This is a genomic window from Methanobrevibacter sp., assembly GCF_015062985.1.
In the GTDB taxonomy this organism is placed as follows: domain Archaea; phylum Methanobacteriota; class Methanobacteria; order Methanobacteriales; family Methanobacteriaceae; genus Methanocatella.
On sequence record NZ_SUTI01000016.1, the window covers coordinates 22,160 to 41,166 of the forward strand.

A 19,007-nucleotide genomic window follows, 5' to 3' on the forward strand; every position below is an offset into this window, starting at 1 on the left:
TCATTCATCACGGTTATTTTCTTCCATTTCCAGTTCTCTTAATACCTTGGCCCTAATTCTTGCTTCCATTTCTTCAGGAGTTTCATCTTCAGGTATGTCTGCAACTTTTTTAGGGCTAATGTTTTCTTCAGGCGCTTTTTCAGAATCATTCTGCTCCCTAGGCACTTCCTTGTGGGTGTAGCTTTCTTCGGATATTTTGCCTGATGTGTCCTTCTTTTTAAGAAGTTCCTTGTAGTTTCCGTTGTCCAGAGGAGCCTCTTCATGGGTGTAGCTTCCTTCAATATAAAATCTGCTGTCATTTGGAAGGTCTTCATCGTCTGTTATTCTGGTTACAGCAGGAGGATTTGTGTTTCTATTTGCGATTGCCCAAATCAGGATGATTATCAGTAAGTAAGCTACCAGCAGGTTAGGATATAGGTATCTGTTGTCCTGGATAGGTGTTGAGAACAGCACGAGGATAATGTTCAATAGATTTGGTATATATGCAACATAGATATCCTTGGATCTGGTAAGGACATGTATTGCAACCATCAGGATTATTGCCAGATACATATACAGTGCAGGGCTGTCAAACAGGGTATCTGTAATGGTATTGTCTTTAACGTCATATGCAAACTTGTTAAGGACAGCATATTCAGGACTTCCTGAATGTCTTGCAACCATTCCGTCATATTTTGATGCAGGGGTTACATTGTTTGAGTAGAAGAATCTGTTCGCATTGTTTATGTCTGTCTTGTATACTGTACCGACCCAGTTGGCATCCCTTGTAATGTCCCAGACTATTGGTGAGGAACTTGCTATGTATTTTAGGAAGTGTAGAGGATTTGCCAAGGAATATTTGATTGCCATTGCTATATATGTGGCCTTATTATGCTTGAATACCTGTTCATTCGCCGCTCCCCATATCGGATCCGAATATGTAGGCTGATATTTGGACTTGATTGAGCTTTCATCTATCAGGTAGTGTATCAGTGTTTTGTCTTCCTTGCTTATGTCAAGATTCATATCATAATTCGCCAGCATATGTGAAACTTTTGTAAATACCGCATCCTTCTGGTTGTCTTCGACATCGAATGCCACATTCAATGAAGCAATCAGCAATATTAAGACGATTGTCAGTGCAGGCACAAGAATATATAATTTCTTATCCTTATTGTTTCTGTAAAGGTATATTGCAAGCAGGACAAGCATTATTAGGATAATAATAATACCATTTGGTCTAAGTTGGGCAACAAAAGCCATAACTATGGATAATATGATTGCAAAGGCATAGCTCACATTGCATTTTTTTCTTAGCAATTGATAGACCATGAAACATAAGAACATCATGAAATAACTGAATAGGATGTCTTTCCAAAGTGTGATTGAGTATATTGCATTGATTGGAATCAAACTGATTGCCAGTGTGATTATGGCCTGTATGATGAATACCTTATCGAAGCCGGCATCATTGTCCCTGAAGGTTCTGCAGATGATTGTCCACATTGTTGAAAATGTTAGAATCTGAAGAACGCAAATGGACATTGGATTTGGATATATCTTGATACATGCCTTTTCAATCAGCGTATGGAAAAACGGATGCCAATTCGTATACTGCTTTGTAGCTATTTGATGAAGCTGACTATACGAATCAACAGTTAATATTCCCGGATTATAAACATAAAGGTAAAAAAGAAATATTACAACCGGGATCATGAAGATTATCAAATCCTTCACAAAATTCGACTTTTTAAATGCACCTATCCTATTTTTATTATCCCCATTAATATTCATGATAATAATTATAGTAATATGTTAAATAAATATGTTCTTAATTTTTGTCAATTTTTTTTGCACATCGGTATTTTTTCACTTAAAGTTTTTAAACTCAAATCACCTTATTACTTTTTTTGATTTGGCCGAATATTAGGGGAGATTTTTCAAATCCATTTCCAATTTTTCAATTTCTAGAAAAAATTTTTTTTACTGTAACTATTTAAAAAACCATTAAAATCATTTTTTTCTTTTAATTTTTCTCACTTTTTTTAAATTTTACTGTGTCATGTCTCATTCATCAATCCGGAAACTTTTGATTTTTGAATTTGAATTTTCGATATTTCGTTAATACTTCGGGAGTCGAGGGTGGTGATTTTGAAGGATAAGGGGTTCACATCGACATTTTGCATAAATGCTCTTTGTCGGCAATTTAAAATGAGGATCATATTTTTCATTTGAAAAATCGTCATTTTGGCAACTTTTGGGGGAATTTGGAATTCATATTTTAAAATTACTTAAAAATTCGATTGTTCAGCTATTTTTATCAATATTTTAATTATAGAATTGGGCAGAAATTGCCATTTTTGAAATTTTCTTTTTTTCACTAAAAAGCTTCAAAAAAGGGATGGTGGAATGTATTAATATATAGCTGATTTCAATATCTTAAAAAAAGGGTAATTGATTAATTGATTAGATTATAACGATATATTTGGCGATTATTGTAAGAAATTTAACTCCCAGTAACTTGTATTTTTTCGCACATTTTCGATTTTGAAAAATAATCTTTCATATTTGATGATTTAAAATTTTAATAATCTAAATTGGACTTATTAAAGCATTAAGCATTCTATTCTGTCTTATTTTTAAAAATCATTAATTGCAAGCCTTTACACTTGAAATGCACCTCTCACTAATCATTAAAAATAATGCTGTGGGAAAATTGCCGGGTGATGGAATCAGGCATTTTTAAAATGATCTGCATGATATATTTTGTCAGTAATTTTCACAAATTAATTATATATATATCGTTTGATAAAAATCTATATCAATTATACATAAATTATTAATTTAAGGGAAGTAATTACTTTGAAATTTAATAAAGTAATGGTAGCTTGTATATTTTTACTTGCTATCTTAACATTTGGGGCTGCAAGTGCGGCCGACGAAAACATTACGGACAACACTGATGATGTTCTAAGTGCAGAGTATGTCAGTGAGGATTTATCTGTAGATTCTGCAGATGAGAATGCTGTTGAAAAAACTGCTGGCGATCTTTCTGAACTGCGAAGTTTGGCAGACAATGCCAGTGAAAATACATTGAATTTGGATAACGATTATGAAAATGATGAATCCCTCGAAAGTGATATTGAAATTAATAAAACTCTCACTATTGATGAAAAAGATGATTCATTAGTTGCAGATAAAAAAACAGCGATTAAATCAGTTACTTTTGATAAAACTGCATATTATTATGGTGACCGTCCTACAATTAAAGTCTATGTTGACAGTGCTGCAAAGGGTAATGTGCAAGTAACACTGAACGGTGTGACAAAAAAACTCCAGATATCTAAGTCCTACTTGGAATTTTATTTTTCTGATTTATTAAATGCCGGAACCTATAAGCTTCAGGTTCGTTATGCCGGAAGTGCAGACTATGAAACTCAAGATTTGAATTATGATTTAGTGATAAATAAGCAAAGTCCTTTTAATTCTTATTCTTCACACCCTTTAAGAGTTTCCCCTTGGGGAGAGTTTTCTTCTGGCAAACAGCTTGAATATAAGAATCAATCTTCACAGTTGAGTATCATTAGAAGTTATTATCTATTATCAGGGTATTGGGATGTTACAGTTGATGGTGTAAATCAAAAGATTAAAATAGATACTTATTATACTAGTACAGGAGTCCCTTTAGATGTTTTAAATTTAGGTGCTCATGAGATTAAAGTCCATTTTGCAGGAAATGAGAATTTCAAGACTCAAACAAAGACATTATCTTTTACAGTAGTTAGTGGAAATCCAATTGGGCTTCTTGAACTTACTCCGGGATATATTCACACATCAGGCAGACAGATTAAATATACTGGTGAAAAGGATACACTTAGAGTTTATATGATTAGTACTAAGATATCTGGAAATATTGAGATTACAGTTGATGGTGTTACTCAAAAAATTGATTTGTCATCAGTATCTTATAATTATGATTCCTATTGGGCTGATTATGGTTATGGGTATTATTTTAATGTTCCTTTAGGCGTTTTTAACATAGGATCACATAATGTTGAAGCCAAATATCCTGGAAATGAATTTTTCAAAGCCCAAAACAAATCAATTTCCTTTAAAGTGGTTAAAGCAAATCCAATTAATGAGATTTATGTTAGTCAGCCTTATGTTGGTTCTGACAGTAATAATAAAAATGTTAAATATACTGGTCAGAATTCCACATTTTGGATTTCAAAGGCAGGTAATGTGCCGGGCAATTTCCATGTCACTATTAATGGTGTGACTAAAAAGGTTAAGGCATCTAGTAATTATATTACTTTAGGTGTTTTAACTGCAGGTTCTTATGATATTAAGGTGAGCTATTCCGGTAGTGCGGGATTTAATGCCCAAAATGTATCACTTTCTTTTAAAATTGTTAAACAAAATCCGATTGAATCTATTTATATTGTTCCGGGGTATGTTTCTGATTCCAAAAAAGTACAAAATTTTGAATATACTGGTAAAGAGTCCACACTAAAAATTTATAAGGTATATGCTAATGTGCCAGGCAATTTTGCAGTCACTTTCAATGGCGTGACTAAAAAGGTTAAAATTGATGATTCTTATTCATTAGAAATTTCATTAGGTGTTTTAAATCTTGGTTTGAATGAAATTACTGTGAGCTATGCGGGCAGTGCTGGTTTTAATGCTCAAACTAAATCAATCTTCTTGAATGTAAGTAAGAGAATGCCTATTTCTGGGGCGGGTATACTTTCATCTACTGATTATTATACTTCATCCAGTTATTATGGTGATGATGCAACTATCCGTGTTCATATGGTAGATACCAACATCAATGGTAATATATGGTTTACAATCTCCGATGAGAACAAAACCAAGCTTATAACAGATAAGATCCATATTGAAAATGGTGTGGCCACTCGTAACATTTCCAATCTCGGTTTAGGTAAATATTACTTGCATATATACTATGCCGGAAATGTCCATTATTCCAATCAGACCCTTAAACGTACTTTTGAAGTGATTAAGAAAACCCCAATCAGCTCTGTTGAAGTTATCAATAAGTGCATAGGTGAGAATACCACCATTAATGTTAAGGTAAATAATGTCAACGGTAACATATGGTTTACCCTTTCAGATGAAAACCATACCGCAATCATTACGGATAAAATCCATATTGAAAACGGATCCGCAATCCGCTCCATACCGGGACTTGATTTCGGCAAGTATAATCTGCATATATACTATGCGGGTAATGTCCACTATAAGGCACAGACCATCAAGGATTTCTTCTACATAGTCAAAAGGACTCCAATCAATTCAGTTGTTATCAATAATCATGGAATTGCTGAGAATGTGACTGTCAACGTTAACATGTATGATGATACAGTCAACGGATTTGTACGTTTCATTCTTTCAGACAAAAGCAATCCTAACATTAACACTGAAAGGGTCAAGATTGTAGACGGTGTAGCCACATATACAGTTCCAAATCTTCAAAACCTTACTTTATATAGAACTTACTATGTGAATGTGCATTATGCAGGAAATACAAACTATAATGCCCAGACAAAAGAAACATCATTCTATTTAGGCAAGTCTTATCCTACTCTTTCCACTTTCAAGACAACTGAAAACGGAAAAACAGTTCTAACAGCTAAGATATCCAAAAATGCTACGGGCAATATAATCTTTACCATAAACAAAGTGAAATACACTGCAAAAATTGTTGATGGTGAGGCAACATATACCCTGCCTGACCTGGCAGCAGGCACTTATACACTTACTACATCCTATGCAGGGGATGAGTACTATTACTCATGGTCTGCCACACGTTCAATTACAATAAAATAGAGATCAACATCTCTATTTTTTCTTCTTTTTTTCAAATATATTTAAATCTTTAATCAGATAAAACTATCTATAAAGATTTAGAGTAAATACAATGTCCGAAAAATACATCCGTAACAACAAAAACTCATATAATATTGTTAAAAGTTCGAAAATCTATGCTAAAATCACAGATTTGGAAGATGCTATTTTTATCAGGGACTTATTGATTAAAACAGATTGGGATTTGAATCAAATTCCCAAAAGCATCAGAAAAGATGACAGCCATCTGGTTTTAGCAGTCATTGATGAAAAGGTGCATCTTCTGGCCAGGTTCAATGTCGCACCGGACGATGAAACTATAGAAAGACTCACCAAAAACAAAATCAGAAACCCTAACAATTCAAGATATGGCCTGAACATAACAAAGGTCTTTGACACTTATGTAATCAAAAAGCAGATTGCGGGTGATGACTATATCTTCGGCTATTATGACAGTCTCTCCGATGCGCAGTTTGTGAGAAACTTTCTTCTGGACCATAACTGGAACGTCAATGAATTCAGTGAAATCGAACTTGACGATGAGACAGAAACATACAAGGTTATAAGGGTCATTGACGATAATGTATATGTCATCGATTCATATGATTCAAAAGATGACGTGAACCTAAGCGAATCCTATGAAAAGTTTCTGGCTGAAATATCAAAGCACAAGTTCGGCCTTGCAAACCATCCTCACCTTGATTTGTTAAAGGACAGCATCCCCGATTTGGAAATGCAGTTCAATGTAAAGACAAAAGATGATGTATGGTCTTTTGAAGGTGCATCATCACCATTGGATGACATCATTTTTAATCTGACTCCGTTTCAGCAAAGCGTCTATGATGCAATCGGTTCAAGCACTTCACTTGATGAAATCAAAAGGTCGCTGATAAGATACAAATCCAAAAATTTCGACAAAAAGATTTTAAGAAACATCGATGATTTGATTGAAATGAACCTCATCGAAAAGATGGATGATGAGCATTATAAAAAAATAGATTAGATAAGGAATATTAGCTATTCCCTATCGCTTAAAAGTCCACCAGCCACTCCAATGCTTTCCTTTGGATAAGCTTGGACCAGCACGGTTATAGCTTCAATAGGCAAGTCGTATGCATCAGCTACAACTTCAGATACTTTTTTAACCATTTCTCTTTTCTTTTCAATACTAATTCCGTCATTTCCAGCTATTGTTATTACAGGCATTTTATCACCATTTAAATTTATTACATAGATTATATAAATAGATTATTAAAAGGTTTTGATATGATGCTTGGTGAAAAAGAACTTGTTAAGCTGTTTCCGGATTTCGCTGATTTGGTGCAGCCTTCCGGAATTGATTTGGAATTGGATAGGATATACGTTCAAAAAAGTGGCGGGTCACTCATTGACAATGAAAAGAATCTGCCTGAAATTGAAGAGCTTGAAGGGGATATCTACACCCTAAAGCCACATACTGCATATCTTGCAAGTATTAAAAGGAAAATCAAGATACCCAAGGGATATACTATGCTTTATCTTCCCCGCTCAACACTTCTGAGGTCATTTATTTCAGTTCAGACTGCGGTGGGCGATCCCGGATTTTACGGAACATTGATGTTCATGATTTACAATCATGGTGAATATGACTATAAAATCAAATCAGGAGACAGGATTGCGCAGGCAGTAGTATTTCCTGTTGAAGGTTCAGGCGAATATGACGGTTCATATCAGGAAGTGGAAGAGTGAATGTGGCGGACAATTTCGTTAAAATACTGGAAGAGGAAGGCATTGAGGAGGTCTTCGGAATTCCGGGCGAGCAAATAATGCCCCTTTACAAGGCATTGTCAGCTTCAGGCATCAGTCATGTCCTGACAAGGCACGAGCAGGCGGCAGCGCATGCGGCCGACGGATATTATAGGGCAAGCGGTAAAATAGGCGTTTGCATTTCAACAGCATCCCCCGGAGCTTTGAATTTTACAATGGCTCTAGCCACAGCATTCAAGGACAACATCCCGATTCTGGTCATTACAGGTGACAACGAATTGAAGTACAGAAACACTGACCATTTCCAGTCAACTCCGCAGGTGGACATTTTCAGACACATTACAAGAGCTTCATACAGTCCGCTGAATGGGACAGAGGCAATGTATGTTTTAAGGGCTGCAATCTATGAGCTTAAAACAATTCCAAAGGGACCTATCCACATTAACCTGTCAAAGGATGTTCTTTTAGAAGAGGATTTCAATGATTTTGATTTATGTTATCTGTGTGAAGACGATTTATCAAAGATTGGCGAAGCCCAGAAGCTTATTGACAGTTCCCAAAAGCCATTATTTATTTTAGGTGCAGGTGCAATAACCCAAAGGGAACTGATTCAGGAAATTGCAGAAAAATATCACATTCCTGTAACCACAACATTTCACGCGAAAGGTATCATCTCAGAGGACAACCCTCTTAACTTGGGTCTGGTTGGAATACGCTCAACTCCAAGGGCAAGATACGCATTTGAAAATTCAGACTGCATCATCGCACTGGGCATTAAGGCATCTGAAAGAACACTGCAGGATGTTCCCGATAATCTGATTCATGTTAACATCAACAAGGATGTTCTGGTTGGAAAGTATCCTATCCATGGGAAGGTTCAGGATTTCCTCTCTGAAATCAGATTCTCTGAAAGCAACTGGATTGAGGATATTTTAAAAATAGATAATTCCAGGGAATTTGAAGGTTTGGATGATGACTTAAAACCGCAGGCTGCAATCAAAAGAATTTTGGAGAGATTCGATGACAACATCATTGTTTCAGATGCAGGGTCCCATACCACCTGGACATCACTTCTGAAAAAATCCAAAAGACCTGGCCAGCTATTGTTTTCAGGTGCGATGGCACCGATGGGTTATGGTCTTCCTGCAGCTATCGGGGCAAGTATTGCAACAGGTGAAAAGATCATTGTCATCAATGGTGATGGTGACGTTCAGATGAACATTCAGGAATTGGCAACAATAAGGGAAAACAACCTGGACATTGTCATCTTCATTTTAAACAATTCGGAGTATGGCATCATTCGCCAGTGGCAGGAAGAGTTTTATGATATGAAACCTTATCAGGTCAGGTTAAATAATCCCAACTTTGCAAAGTTGGCATCAAGTTATGGCATTGATGGTGCAAGAGTCGATAATCTTGATGATTTGGAACTGTTGCTTCAAAAGGATTTGTCAGGACCTCTTGTTGTGGAAGTTGTTGTTCGAAGCGAAAATATTCCACTTCCGGAATGATTCTAAAGGGTCTTCACATAAGCTTTAATAACTTCCTCTATTTCGACTGTTTCATGTAGGGGTGTGAAATAAAATTCACCATTTTCTTCATATATTATTCCGACAGGATTTATTGATGCGGATGAAACTTTCTCTTTTATGCAGATTATGTCACTTTCAAAGACAAATGTAAATCCACATATTTGGCGGAAGTCATATTCTTTAATTTTTTTGATACCGAATGTATCTTCAATGAACTCTTTGATATCATCCATTCATAACACCCCGGATTAATGTTCGAACTTCCTTTTTGCAAATCAGTCTAACAATTGGAGGAATCAATTTTAAAATATTGATGTCAAGCTCATTAATTCCTTCCGCATCCAATACGCTTCCGTTAAAACTTGGTTCCGCACTCAGCCTTGCATTTTCATGAGCATCGTTTACGATTATAAATAGTCCCCAAATGTATCCGATGTATTGTGCGGTATCTGCATAGGAGTCAAGACCAAAAATAAGATGATTTCTAAGCTTTTTAATTTTAATGCATTTTACGAATGATTTTAAGAATATCTTAAAGTCTTCAAAACAAGGTTTGGCCAATTCAAATATCTTTTTCATATCCCCATCTTTTTTCTCATCACTTTCATCTTCTTCTTCCTCTTCCTCGTCTTTATCCTGTGATGGAAAATCGATAGAATAAATCTTGATTTTTTTTAAAATAAGTATTTTCAAACATCCTTTCAGTTCACTACCTTTCTTATCATATATCAGAGCTATTCTAACTCCAATATAAAGCAAAATAATAATGAATAAGATGATTATTAGAATAATCATCCCTAGGATGTTTAACATAGAGTAGTTTCCTATTCTTCTGTTTCACTATCAGTGGTTGTAAATTCAGGTTCGATGTACTCGGATTCATCGTAGTATTCATCTTTTTGTGATCCCATATAACTTTTGACCAAGTCAGTTATTACTAAACCTAAATCTGATAATGCCTTGTTTGTTTCACTTCCTTTGCTTAAGTTAAGGACACGTACTCCTTCAGCATCATTTCCTTTTTTAGGGAGCATAACCATTGAAATAGGTTCCACACCTGCTCCTGCTCCGGCTGCATCGCTGCCTTCATTACCGAAAAGGCTTTCGCCTGCACCAAATCCAACTCCCATTCTCATTACAGGAATTAAAATTTTATCTTCGGTTTCGATTGGGGTACCGATTACATTATCAACACTAATGAGTTTGCGTAATTCTTCAACAGTTGTTTTAATATTATCTGACATAGTTTTCACATCCTATTTGTTATATTATATATGTTGTTTGTATTTAAAATATTTTTAGTGTTACTGTCTGCATTCACCAGTATTACTTTTTTTAATATTGAGACATAAGTTTCAAGTGTAACTTTTTCCTTATAACTTCTTATTTTCCGAGAGGTGCATTTCAAGTGTAACTTATAACTTACAACTCACAAATCAAGACGTGCATTTCAAGTGTAACTTCTAACTTATAACTAAAATTGATGTAAGAAATATTTTACTTATAACTTATACTCAAAAAATTTTCATGTAAAAAATACATTACTTATAACTTATACCGCAAAAATTCTTGTAAAAAATATGCCACTTCTAACTTATAACTATTCCTTCAAAACAAAAAAAAGAAAAAAAGAGAATCATAAATATGATTCTGCGATGGATGCCACACCGGCACCTGCATCTTCAATTACGCCTAAACCTTTTAAGGTCATGCCTATTGCGGCAAAGGTTTGGACCAATTCTTTGTAGGAAATATTTCCCATGTGTCCTATTCTGAAAATGTTTCCTTTCAAGTGGTCTTGTCCACCAGCCAATTCTACACCGTATTTGTCACGGGTAGTTCCTCTGAAATCAGCATCGCTAACACCTTCAGGCATTTTAACTGCAGTTACGGTTGCAGAGGATACAGCTTCATCAGCGAATAATTCTAAACCTAATGCTTTAACGGCAGCTACACTAGCTTTAGCAGCTTTGTGGTGACGTGCAACCCTTTCTTCAAGTCCTTCTTCCATAACAATCTTCAACGCTTCATTCATTGCATAGGTAAGTGAAACGGATGGGGTGTATGGAGTTTCAGGAGGGACTTTGTCTCCGCTTTTTCTTGCAGCTTTCAAGTCTAAATAGAATGTATTGGTTTCTACTTTGTCAACTGCAGCCCAAGCGTCATCGCTTAAGGTAATTGCTGCCATTCCAGGAGGTGCAGCCAAACATTTTTGAGATCCGGTAAGACAAACGTCAATTCCGAATTTTTCAACATCCACGTAATCTCCTCCAAGAGAGGATACGGTATCTACGATGTATAATGCATCATAATTTTTCATTACTTTACCGATTTCTTCAATAGGTGCTGCTACACCGGTGGAAGTTTCATTGTGGATTACACTTACTGCTTTAATGTCTTCATCTGCTTCTAAGGCTTCTTCAACTGCTTCAGGTGTTACTGCAGTTCCCCATTCGACTGCTAATTCTTGTGCATCAATTCCATGAGTCTGAGCTATTTTCATGAAACGTTCTCCGAATTTTCCACCTACAACATTTAACATTTTTTCTCCAGGAGCTACGGTATTTGCAATACCTGCTTCCATTGCAGCAGTTCCAGATCCAGTTAATAAATAAGAATTATTTGGGGTTTGGAAAACTTTACTCATTAATTCAGTAGTTTCAGTTAAAATTTCACCATATTTAGCGCTTCTGTGGTTTACAACAGCTTGTGACATTGCACTGAGCACTCTTGGGTGCACTGTTGTCGGACCAGGGAGCATTAATAAGATATCGTTCATTCAATTCCTCCAATTGTGTAAAAATTTGCTTACTTTTAAGCCATATATATCTTTAATTTTTATACTTATTAAATATTTTCAATATTGGTATTTCATTCAATTATCTGAAAATATCATAACACGTTTTAGTGGAATGTTTAAAATCAGAATAACTTTTTTAAACAATGCAAACGAATATGATAGTATATGCAATTTAATGGGGAAGAACTTACATTCAAAAGGATTTTTACATTTGTTTTCGGGTTGTTCGTAATGTCATTCGGTGTGGCATTTTCAATCAATTCAACACTTGGAACAACTCCCATAAGCTCCATGGCTTATGCAATGGCGTTAATCACTGATATGAGTATTGGATTAACCACATTTTTATTTAATGCAGGACTGATATTGGTCCAGTTTCTAATTTTACGCTCACAGTTCAATAAAAAAAGACTGCTGCAGCTGATCAATTGTATTGTATTCGGTTATTTCACGGATGTGGCCATGTATTTCGTATCATTTATCCCATTCGATGCATCAGCTTTGATGTGCTGTGTCTATCTGGTTTTAAGCATTTTCCTAATTGCTTTAGGGATATTCATTTACCTGCCGTCAAATATAGCGCCGCTTCCGGGCGAAGGATGTGTTGAAGCTATTGCAATTGTAACAGGATGGAGATTTTCATCAGTAAAGATAGGGTTTGATGCACTCATAGTAACATTGGCATTGCTAATGTGCTGGTTATGGTATACAAACATATTCGGTGCGGTATATATCGGAACAATAATGTCCGCTTTCTTTGTCGGATTTACATTAAGGCAAATTTCAAACATCTATAAGCATATCACAGGCCGTGAAATTCAGGTTGTCCATAAGTAATTTCATACTGACAATAAATTTTATAATTTATAATGGCCAAAATATTATTAGTGAGGTTTAGATATGGAATTTGGACTTTGGGAAAAATATTATAAGGAAATACTTGACGATTTCGGATTTTCAAGAAACGATGATGAGGAATCAGCAAAACTGTTGGATGAAATATTGTCCACTGAAGGATGCCTTACATTGGATGACCTGTCACAGATTGTGGGATTTTCAGACAAGTTCATCGTATTCGGCGCAGGACCTTCATTAAAAGAACATATCCAGCTGCTTAAGGAGGATTATGATTTAACAGATTATGTGTTGGTTTCCGCTGATGGGGCAACAACAGCAATGATTGAAGAGAGAATTTCTCCGGATATTGTAGCCACCGATTTGGATGGAAATATTGATGATATCCTTCTGGCAAACATAAGAGGGGCAAACATTGTAGTCCATGCACACGGGCATAACATTGACAAAATAGCTTCTTTAACATCATTTTTCAACAATGTGCTCGGAACAACTCAGGCACAGCCTATTGGAAACCTCTACAATTTTGGAGGATTCACTGACGGTGATAGGGCATTATTTTTGGCAGTTGCTTTAGGAGCATCTGAAATTACTTTGGCAGGAATGGACTTTGGAGACATCGTAACTCAGTATTCAAGGCCAAATTTACCATCTAAAACTGCAAAAGCCGATGATTTCAAAAAGAAAAAGTTGATGTATGCTGAAAAATTCACCAACTGGATAAAGGAAAACGAAGCTGTTGAAATAATCAATCTGATAGAATAAATTTTATAATAGTTTATATAAAGTAGATAACATGGGAATCGAAGATATCTTAATGTATGATGAAAGTCTTTTTCAAAACATAAATGCTTTTGATCCGGATTATGTGCCTCCAAATTATAATTTTAGGGATACGCAGATGGAAGCAATGGCAATGTCAATAAGACCTGCAATGAGGGGAGGCCAGCCTTCCAGCGCAATAGTTTTAGGATCACCTGCAACAGGCAAAACAACCGCGATTAGAAAAGTATTTGAACTTGTTGAAAAAAACACAGAAAAGGTAGTATGCGTTTATATTAACTGTCAACTCCACACCACTCGTTTTGGAATATTTTCACAGATATTCAAAAAAATCTTTGGGCATATCCCGCCGGAGAATGGTGTTCCCTTTTCCAGAATCTATGACCAAATCATGCAGAATCTTCAAAAGAATGAAAAATCCCTTGTCATTGCATTGGATGACGTCAATTATCTGTTCCAATCCAATACTGCTAATAAAGTATTTTATGATATATTAAGAGCATATGAAGAGTATCCTGGTGTTAGAACATCCATCTTTGCAATCTTGTCTGATTTAGAATTTAAATACGCATTTGACAAGAATGTCAATACAGTATTCATTCCTCAAGAAATAAACTTCCCGCTTTACACATATTCAGAAATAGAAGATATCCTAAGGGATAGGGTAAAGGCAGGATTTTTCCCAAACGTTTTAAGCGATGATATTCTGGAGCAGATTTCAATGTATTCTCATGAAAATGGAGATTTGCGTATAGGCATCAATCTTTTAAAGTCATGCGGAAATATCGCTGAAGCTGATGCAAGCCGTGAAATTACTCAGGAACATTTTGACAAGGCAATCGATTCATTGGTTTCAATCAATGTCAGTGAAACATTAAAATCATTAAATGACGTTGAAAAGAATCTTTTGAAAATGATTGTTAGCTTTGATGGGGTTTGTAAGGCTGGTGAATTGGCTGAAATGTTTAAAGAAAAAACAAACTCCAGTTACGCATCCTTCAATAGGACTTTGGATAAACTGGAATTCGTAAGGTTAATTGATACCAAATATACAGGAAAAGGGGTTAGAGGAAATTCCCGAGAAATTATATTGCGTTTTAACCCTGAAGATTATGAGATCTAATTTTTCCTGTATGGAACTTAGTTCATGCAAACATTAGATTTTTTGCATGGCATGCCTGCAATCTAGTGTAGCAACTAAGGGTTTGGTATTAAAAGATAATCAAATCCATCTATATTATATATGGATTTTGAGCAGCCACAACAGAAATAACAGATATGAGCATTACTGCTATTACCGCAAGCACTGCCATGCAAGATTGAATGTCAAGATTGCTATAAATAATTTCGTCTTTTAAACTGCTTTTTTTTCTTAAATCTACTTGTATTGTGGTGTCTTTATTTCCGAACATTTTAATCACTATATTTAAAATTGTTAAAAGACTAATATAAAAAAAGAGTAAGAGAGCATTTGAAAAGTAATATTTTTGAGGTAATTTCATGAAAAATTTTGAGTATTTTGATGTAACTGCAGACATTGGCTTTAAGGCATATGGTGAAAACCTCAATGAAGCTTTTGAAAATGCAGGGTTGGCTATTTTTAATATAATCTCCGACACTGATGATATTGATGCGATAAATGAAATATCATTTGAATTAACATCTGAAGATGAGGTTTCCCTGCTTTATGACTATCTGGAGGAACTTTTATTTTATCATGAAGTAGAATTCATGCTGTTCAGTGAGTTCCATGTTGAAATCACAGATGACCTGCATCTTAAAGCTAAAATCCTAGGTGAAGCAATCAACTGGGATAAGCATGAGAGAAAAACTGAAATAAAGGCGATAACGTTTCATAAGATGGATGTCGTTAAGGCAGATATTGTTGAGCTTCAGGCGATTGTTGATTTATAAATTATATATAATATAAAACTACAAATATATTATCATATGAAAAGGACAAGAACTGTATCAAGAACTTTTGAAATGATAATGGGCATTATAGGCTCAATAATCGGAATTTTTTCAGGTTCTTTTTTGATATTTTTAGAAAATTTAGGGCAAATACACACTCCATTTTTGGGTTTAGTGGCAATATTTGCTTCCATATTGGGATTGGCATCTAGCTATTATGTCAGATCAAACAGTGAGGTTGCAGGTGTTGGATTTATAATTGCAACCATGTTTGTAATTGTCGGTTCCGCATACATTAATGTGCTGAGTGCAATATTTCTGCTCATTGCAGGGGTATCTGCATTATTCAGAAAATAATTTTTTTATATCTTATTGATTTGCAGATTTTTAATCAAATATTGCTATTTTTACCAAAACCTTATTTAAACACCACTACTATATATTAATACATAATAATTTTGTGATTTTTATGAGTATCAAAGATGAAATAAAAAAGGTTAAAGATAATGTTTATGAGATTCCGGGATCTTTCAACAAACAGATGAGAGCTTCTGGAAGATTTTATATAGCTGATGAATATATCGACGAACTGGAAGAGGGTGCAATCGAACAAATCGTCAATGTTGCCTGCCTTCCGGGCGTTCAAAGATATTCCATAGGGCTTCCGGACATCCATTTCGGATACGGATTTCCTATTGGGGGCGTTGCAGCATTCGCCTTAAGAAATGGAATAGTTTCCCCTGGAGGAGTTGGATTTGATATAAACTGTGGCGTCAGATTAATTAAATCCAATTTGACAGTTGAGGATATTGAAGACAAATTGGATGAGCTTACAGAAAAACTCTTTAAGAATATCCCTTCAGGAGTAGGAAGCAAAGGTAAAATAAAACTTGAAAAAGATGAAATCAACGACGTATTGGATTATGGTGCCGAATGGGCTGTCAATAATGGATATGGATGGCCAGAAGACTTGGACGTTTTGGAAGAGAACGGAAGGATGATTGATGCTGATTCAAGCATTGTTTCCGATAAAGCTAAAAAAAGAGGAATTCCTCAATTGGGTTCATTAGGTTCAGGAAATCACTTTTTGGAAGTCCAGGTCGTTGATGAAATTTACAACGAAGAAGTGGCTGAAGTATTCGGGCTTGAAAAGGGAATGATTGTTATCATGATTCATTCAGGCTCCAGAGGGTGCGGCCACCAAATATGCTCAGATTATTTGAGGGTAATGGATAAAGCTTATAAAAAATACAAAATTAACATTGATGACAGGCAACTGGCATGTGCTCCGCTTGATTCCAAAGAGGCGCAAAATTACATACAGGCAATGGCAGCTGCCGCTAACTACGCATGGGCAAACAGGCAAATGATGACTCATTGGGTTCGTGAAACCTTTGAAGATGTTTTAGGAAAATCCGCAAAGGAAATGGAAATGGATATTGTCTATGATGTTGCCCATAACATTGCTAAAATGGAAACTCATAAAATCTATAATCGTGAAGAGGAGGTTTTGGTTCACAGAAAAGGTGCAACACGTGCATTCGGTCCGGGCAGGGAAGAAGTTCCTGAAAAATACAGGGCTGTAGGGCAACCGGTATTGATTCCGGGAACTATGGGAACAGCTTCATACGTATTGCATGGAACTGAAACCGCAATGGAAGAAACCTTTGGTTCCACAGCTCATGGTGCCGGAAGGGTCCTGTCCAGATCCAAAGCCAAAAAGCAATACAACGCTGATGAAATCACTGATGAATTGGCATTAAAAGGTATTAAAATCAAAGCTACCAGCAAACATGTGATAGAAGAGGAAGCTCCTGGCGCTTATAAAGATGTTGACAGTGTAGTTAGGGTATCCGACTCAACAGGCATTGCAAAGTTGGTTGCAAAGGTTAAGCCGTTATCTGTCTGCAAAGGATGATTGTATGATTGGCATAATCGGCGGCAGCGGAGTGTATGAAATCACCCAAAAGGCAGATTCATGCACAAAGGAGTTAGTCAGGACTGATTACGGGGATGTTGAGGTTTCAATTCTTGAAATATTTTCCAAAAAGGTTGCATTCATACCTCGCCACGCATCAGGCCATTCAATTCCGCCACATAAAATCAATTTCAGGGCCAATATTGACGCTTTAAAAAACATTGGCGTTACACAGGTCATTGCCACCAATTCTGTCGGGTCCATGAATGAGGAGATGCCTCCGGGATCATTTGTCATTCCTGATGATTTTCTTGATTTCTCACAGAACAGGGCTAAAACATTTTTTGAAGATAAGGTTGTCCACATCGACGTAACAGAACCATACTGTCCACATTTGCGTGATGTTCTGGCAAAATCCGGTGATGTGATTTTAGGTGGAACCTATGTCTGTACCGAAGGTCCGAGATTTGAAACTCCTGCAGAGATTAGGATGTTCAAAATGCTTGGAGGAGACCTTGTTGGAATGACCGGACTTCCTGAAGTTACCTTGGCGCGTGAAAGGGAAATGTGCTATAATTCAATATGCATTGTATCAAATTACGCTTCAGGTATTTCAGAAAATGCTTTGACAATCGATGAGGTTTTCGAAATTGTGGCTGAAAAGGAAAAGGAACTTCTTGAGCTGATATATAACTTTATACAAAATATTGACGATAATGATTGCAGCTGCCATCATGCATTGGATGGTGCTGAAGTATAAATTGGGGTGTTTGAATGCGTTTGGCTGTTGTTTCATCTGATGGGGAAAATGTGGATATGCACCTTGGAAAAGGAAAATCCGTATATGTATATGATTATGAGGATGATTTGAATTTCGTTGAAAAAAGGGAAGTCGAAATATCCGAAGATGCAAAACATCAGGGAGGTAAGGTTATTGCCACTTGCCATGACTGTGATGTTTTGATTTCTGTTCAATTCGGTTTCAAGTCAAAAATAAAGGCTGAGGATGCAGGAATTAAGCTTGTCATGGATGAAGGTCCAATCGATGAGGTTTTGCAAAAATATATTGACCATTATAATTTCATGAAAAATTAAATTTTCCAGTTATCTGTAAACATTTTTCAAAATTGTTTTTTTTGGGCTTGATTTTTGATTTAGAGCCCATATGTTCATTTTAATATTCTATTCGTTATATTGTAGAAAAAATATTATTTTTCCAATATGGGAAAATTTTACACTATTTTTGAATTTTTGATAATCTTTATATATCATGAGTAAAATAACTAATAATAACCTTTATGGGCGGGTTTTAAAAAATAAAACTTAATTAAATATATTTTCTTTAAATAAAGTGAGGATAACTCACAATACTCAAATTAAGTATTGTAAAGGTATACTTGTTTAAAATCATTTTTACAGCTTAATTTATGTGTTATACTTGATTTAGAGAGTATTTTATAAAATTTATGGCGATACGCTAAACTATTACAATATATAATATATAATTTTAAACGGTTGATATAATGGCAAAAGCAAAAGCAAGACGTAGAGTACGTGATACATGGAAAGAAAAATCCTGGTATACTATCAAAACACCAGTGAACTTTGAAGA

19 protein-coding genes and 1 pseudogene are annotated in these 19,007 nt (G+C 35.5%); 13 read left to right on the forward strand and 7 right to left on the reverse strand.

Annotated elements, in window-relative coordinates:
- The gene (locus E7Z77_RS07660) at positions 1-1,773 is read right to left on the reverse strand and encodes a DUF6020 family protein (protein WP_292752358.1); all 1,773 of its coding nucleotides are present in this window, start codon (positions 1,771-1,773) and stop codon (positions 1-3) included.
- 1,086 nt (positions 1,774-2,859) lie between these two features.
- On the opposite strand from E7Z77_RS07660, the gene E7Z77_RS07665 reads away from it, so the two are divergent.
- The gene (locus E7Z77_RS07665) at positions 2,860-5,829 is read left to right on the forward strand and encodes an Ig-like domain-containing protein (protein ID WP_292752361.1); all 2,970 of its coding nucleotides are present in this window, start codon (positions 2,860-2,862) and stop codon (positions 5,827-5,829) included.
- 91 nt (positions 5,830-5,920) lie between these two features.
- The gene (locus E7Z77_RS07670) at positions 5,921-6,850 is read left to right on the forward strand and encodes a hypothetical protein (RefSeq protein ID WP_292752363.1); all 930 of its coding nucleotides are present in this window, start codon (positions 5,921-5,923) and stop codon (positions 6,848-6,850) included.
- A 14-nt stretch (positions 6,851-6,864) separates the two neighbouring features.
- On the opposite strand, the gene dmpI is transcribed toward E7Z77_RS07670, so the two are convergent.
- Positions 6,865-7,053, reverse strand: a complete 189-nt coding sequence (gene dmpI / locus E7Z77_RS07675; protein WP_292752366.1) for a 4-oxalocrotonate tautomerase DmpI — start codon at positions 7,051-7,053, stop codon at positions 6,865-6,867.
- A gap of 63 nt (positions 7,054-7,116) precedes the next feature.
- On the opposite strand from dmpI, the gene E7Z77_RS07680 reads away from it, so the two are divergent.
- Together E7Z77_RS07680 and E7Z77_RS07685 are read left to right on the forward strand one after the other, a co-directional pair.
- Entirely contained in the window at positions 7,117-7,575 is a 459-nt protein-coding gene (locus E7Z77_RS07680) for a deoxyuridine 5'-triphosphate nucleotidohydrolase (protein WP_292752414.1), read from the forward strand.
- On the forward strand, positions 7,572-9,104 hold the full coding sequence (locus tag E7Z77_RS07685) for a thiamine pyrophosphate-binding protein (protein ID WP_292752368.1): 1,533 nt from the start codon (positions 7,572-7,574) through the stop codon (positions 9,102-9,104). Before E7Z77_RS07680 ends, E7Z77_RS07685 begins: the two co-directional genes overlap by 4 nt.
- Before the next feature lie 2 nt (positions 9,105-9,106).
- Here the strand turns inward: E7Z77_RS07685 and E7Z77_RS07690 are convergent, their stop codons facing one another.
- From E7Z77_RS07690 to E7Z77_RS07705, 4 genes are all read right to left on the reverse strand, one after another.
- Entirely contained in the window at positions 9,107-9,358 is a 252-nt protein-coding gene (locus tag E7Z77_RS07690; protein WP_292752370.1) for a hypothetical protein, read from the reverse strand.
- Positions 9,351-9,884: a DUF2953 domain-containing protein gene (locus tag E7Z77_RS07695; protein ID WP_292752373.1), complete on the reverse strand. Its 534-nt coding sequence runs from the start codon at positions 9,882-9,884 to the stop codon at positions 9,351-9,353. Before E7Z77_RS07695 ends, E7Z77_RS07690 begins: the two co-directional genes overlap by 8 nt.
- Before the next feature lie 65 nt (positions 9,885-9,949).
- The gene (locus E7Z77_RS07700; RefSeq protein ID WP_292752377.1) at positions 9,950-10,369 is read right to left on the reverse strand and encodes a spore germination protein GerW family protein; all 420 of its coding nucleotides are present in this window, start codon (positions 10,367-10,369) and stop codon (positions 9,950-9,952) included.
- Positions 10,370-10,761: 392 nt separating this feature from the next.
- Positions 10,762-11,904 carry an alanine--glyoxylate aminotransferase family protein gene (locus tag E7Z77_RS07705; RefSeq protein WP_292752380.1) on the reverse strand — a complete coding sequence of 381 codons (1,143 nt, stop codon included), beginning with the start codon at positions 11,902-11,904 and terminating at the stop codon, positions 10,762-10,764.
- Between the two features lie 186 nt (positions 11,905-12,090).
- Here E7Z77_RS07705 and E7Z77_RS07710 point away from each other — a divergent pair, with 186 nt between their 5' ends.
- From E7Z77_RS07710 to E7Z77_RS07720, 3 genes are all read left to right on the forward strand, one after another.
- Complete coding sequence (locus E7Z77_RS07710; RefSeq protein WP_292752383.1) at positions 12,091-12,762, forward strand: DUF6198 family protein; 672 nt, start codon at positions 12,091-12,093, stop codon at positions 12,760-12,762.
- A 63-nt stretch (positions 12,763-12,825) separates the two neighbouring features.
- Entirely contained in the window at positions 12,826-13,545 is a 720-nt protein-coding gene (locus E7Z77_RS07715; RefSeq protein ID WP_292752387.1) for a 6-hydroxymethylpterin diphosphokinase MptE-like protein, read from the forward strand.
- Between the two features lie 31 nt (positions 13,546-13,576).
- Entirely contained in the window at positions 13,577-14,686 is a 1,110-nt protein-coding gene (locus tag E7Z77_RS07720) for an ORC1-type DNA replication protein (RefSeq protein WP_292752390.1), read from the forward strand.
- 109 nt (positions 14,687-14,795) lie between these two features.
- On the opposite strand, the gene E7Z77_RS07725 is transcribed toward E7Z77_RS07720, so the two are convergent.
- The gene (locus tag E7Z77_RS07725) at positions 14,796-14,975 is read right to left on the reverse strand and encodes a hypothetical protein (RefSeq protein ID WP_292752393.1); all 180 of its coding nucleotides are present in this window, start codon (positions 14,973-14,975) and stop codon (positions 14,796-14,798) included.
- An 88-nt stretch (positions 14,976-15,063) separates the two neighbouring features.
- Here E7Z77_RS07725 and E7Z77_RS07730 point away from each other — a divergent pair, with 88 nt between their 5' ends.
- The 6 genes and pseudogenes from E7Z77_RS07730 to E7Z77_RS07755 all read left to right on the forward strand — a co-directional run.
- Entirely contained in the window at positions 15,064-15,477 is a 414-nt protein-coding gene (locus E7Z77_RS07730; protein ID WP_292752396.1) for an archease, read from the forward strand.
- A gap of 36 nt (positions 15,478-15,513) precedes the next feature.
- Positions 15,514-15,834, forward strand: a complete 321-nt coding sequence (locus E7Z77_RS07735) for a hypothetical protein (RefSeq protein ID WP_292752399.1) — start codon at positions 15,514-15,516, stop codon at positions 15,832-15,834.
- 112 nt (positions 15,835-15,946) lie between these two features.
- On the forward strand, positions 15,947-17,395 hold the full coding sequence (locus E7Z77_RS07740; protein ID WP_292752403.1) for an RtcB family protein: 1,449 nt from the start codon (positions 15,947-15,949) through the stop codon (positions 17,393-17,395).
- A gap of 4 nt (positions 17,396-17,399) precedes the next feature.
- Positions 17,400-18,155 (forward strand): S-methyl-5'-thioadenosine phosphorylase, encoded by a 756-nt coding sequence (gene mtnP, locus E7Z77_RS07745; RefSeq protein ID WP_292752406.1) that lies wholly within the window; start codon positions 17,400-17,402, stop codon positions 18,153-18,155.
- A gap of 14 nt (positions 18,156-18,169) precedes the next feature.
- Positions 18,170-18,490 carry a NifB/NifX family molybdenum-iron cluster-binding protein gene (locus tag E7Z77_RS07750; protein ID WP_292752408.1) on the forward strand — a complete coding sequence of 107 codons (321 nt, stop codon included), beginning with the start codon at positions 18,170-18,172 and terminating at the stop codon, positions 18,488-18,490.
- Positions 18,491-18,918: 428 nt separating this feature from the next.
- Positions 18,919-19,007 (forward strand): annotated as a pseudogene (locus tag E7Z77_RS07755) (30S ribosomal protein S3ae); the annotation flags it as partial.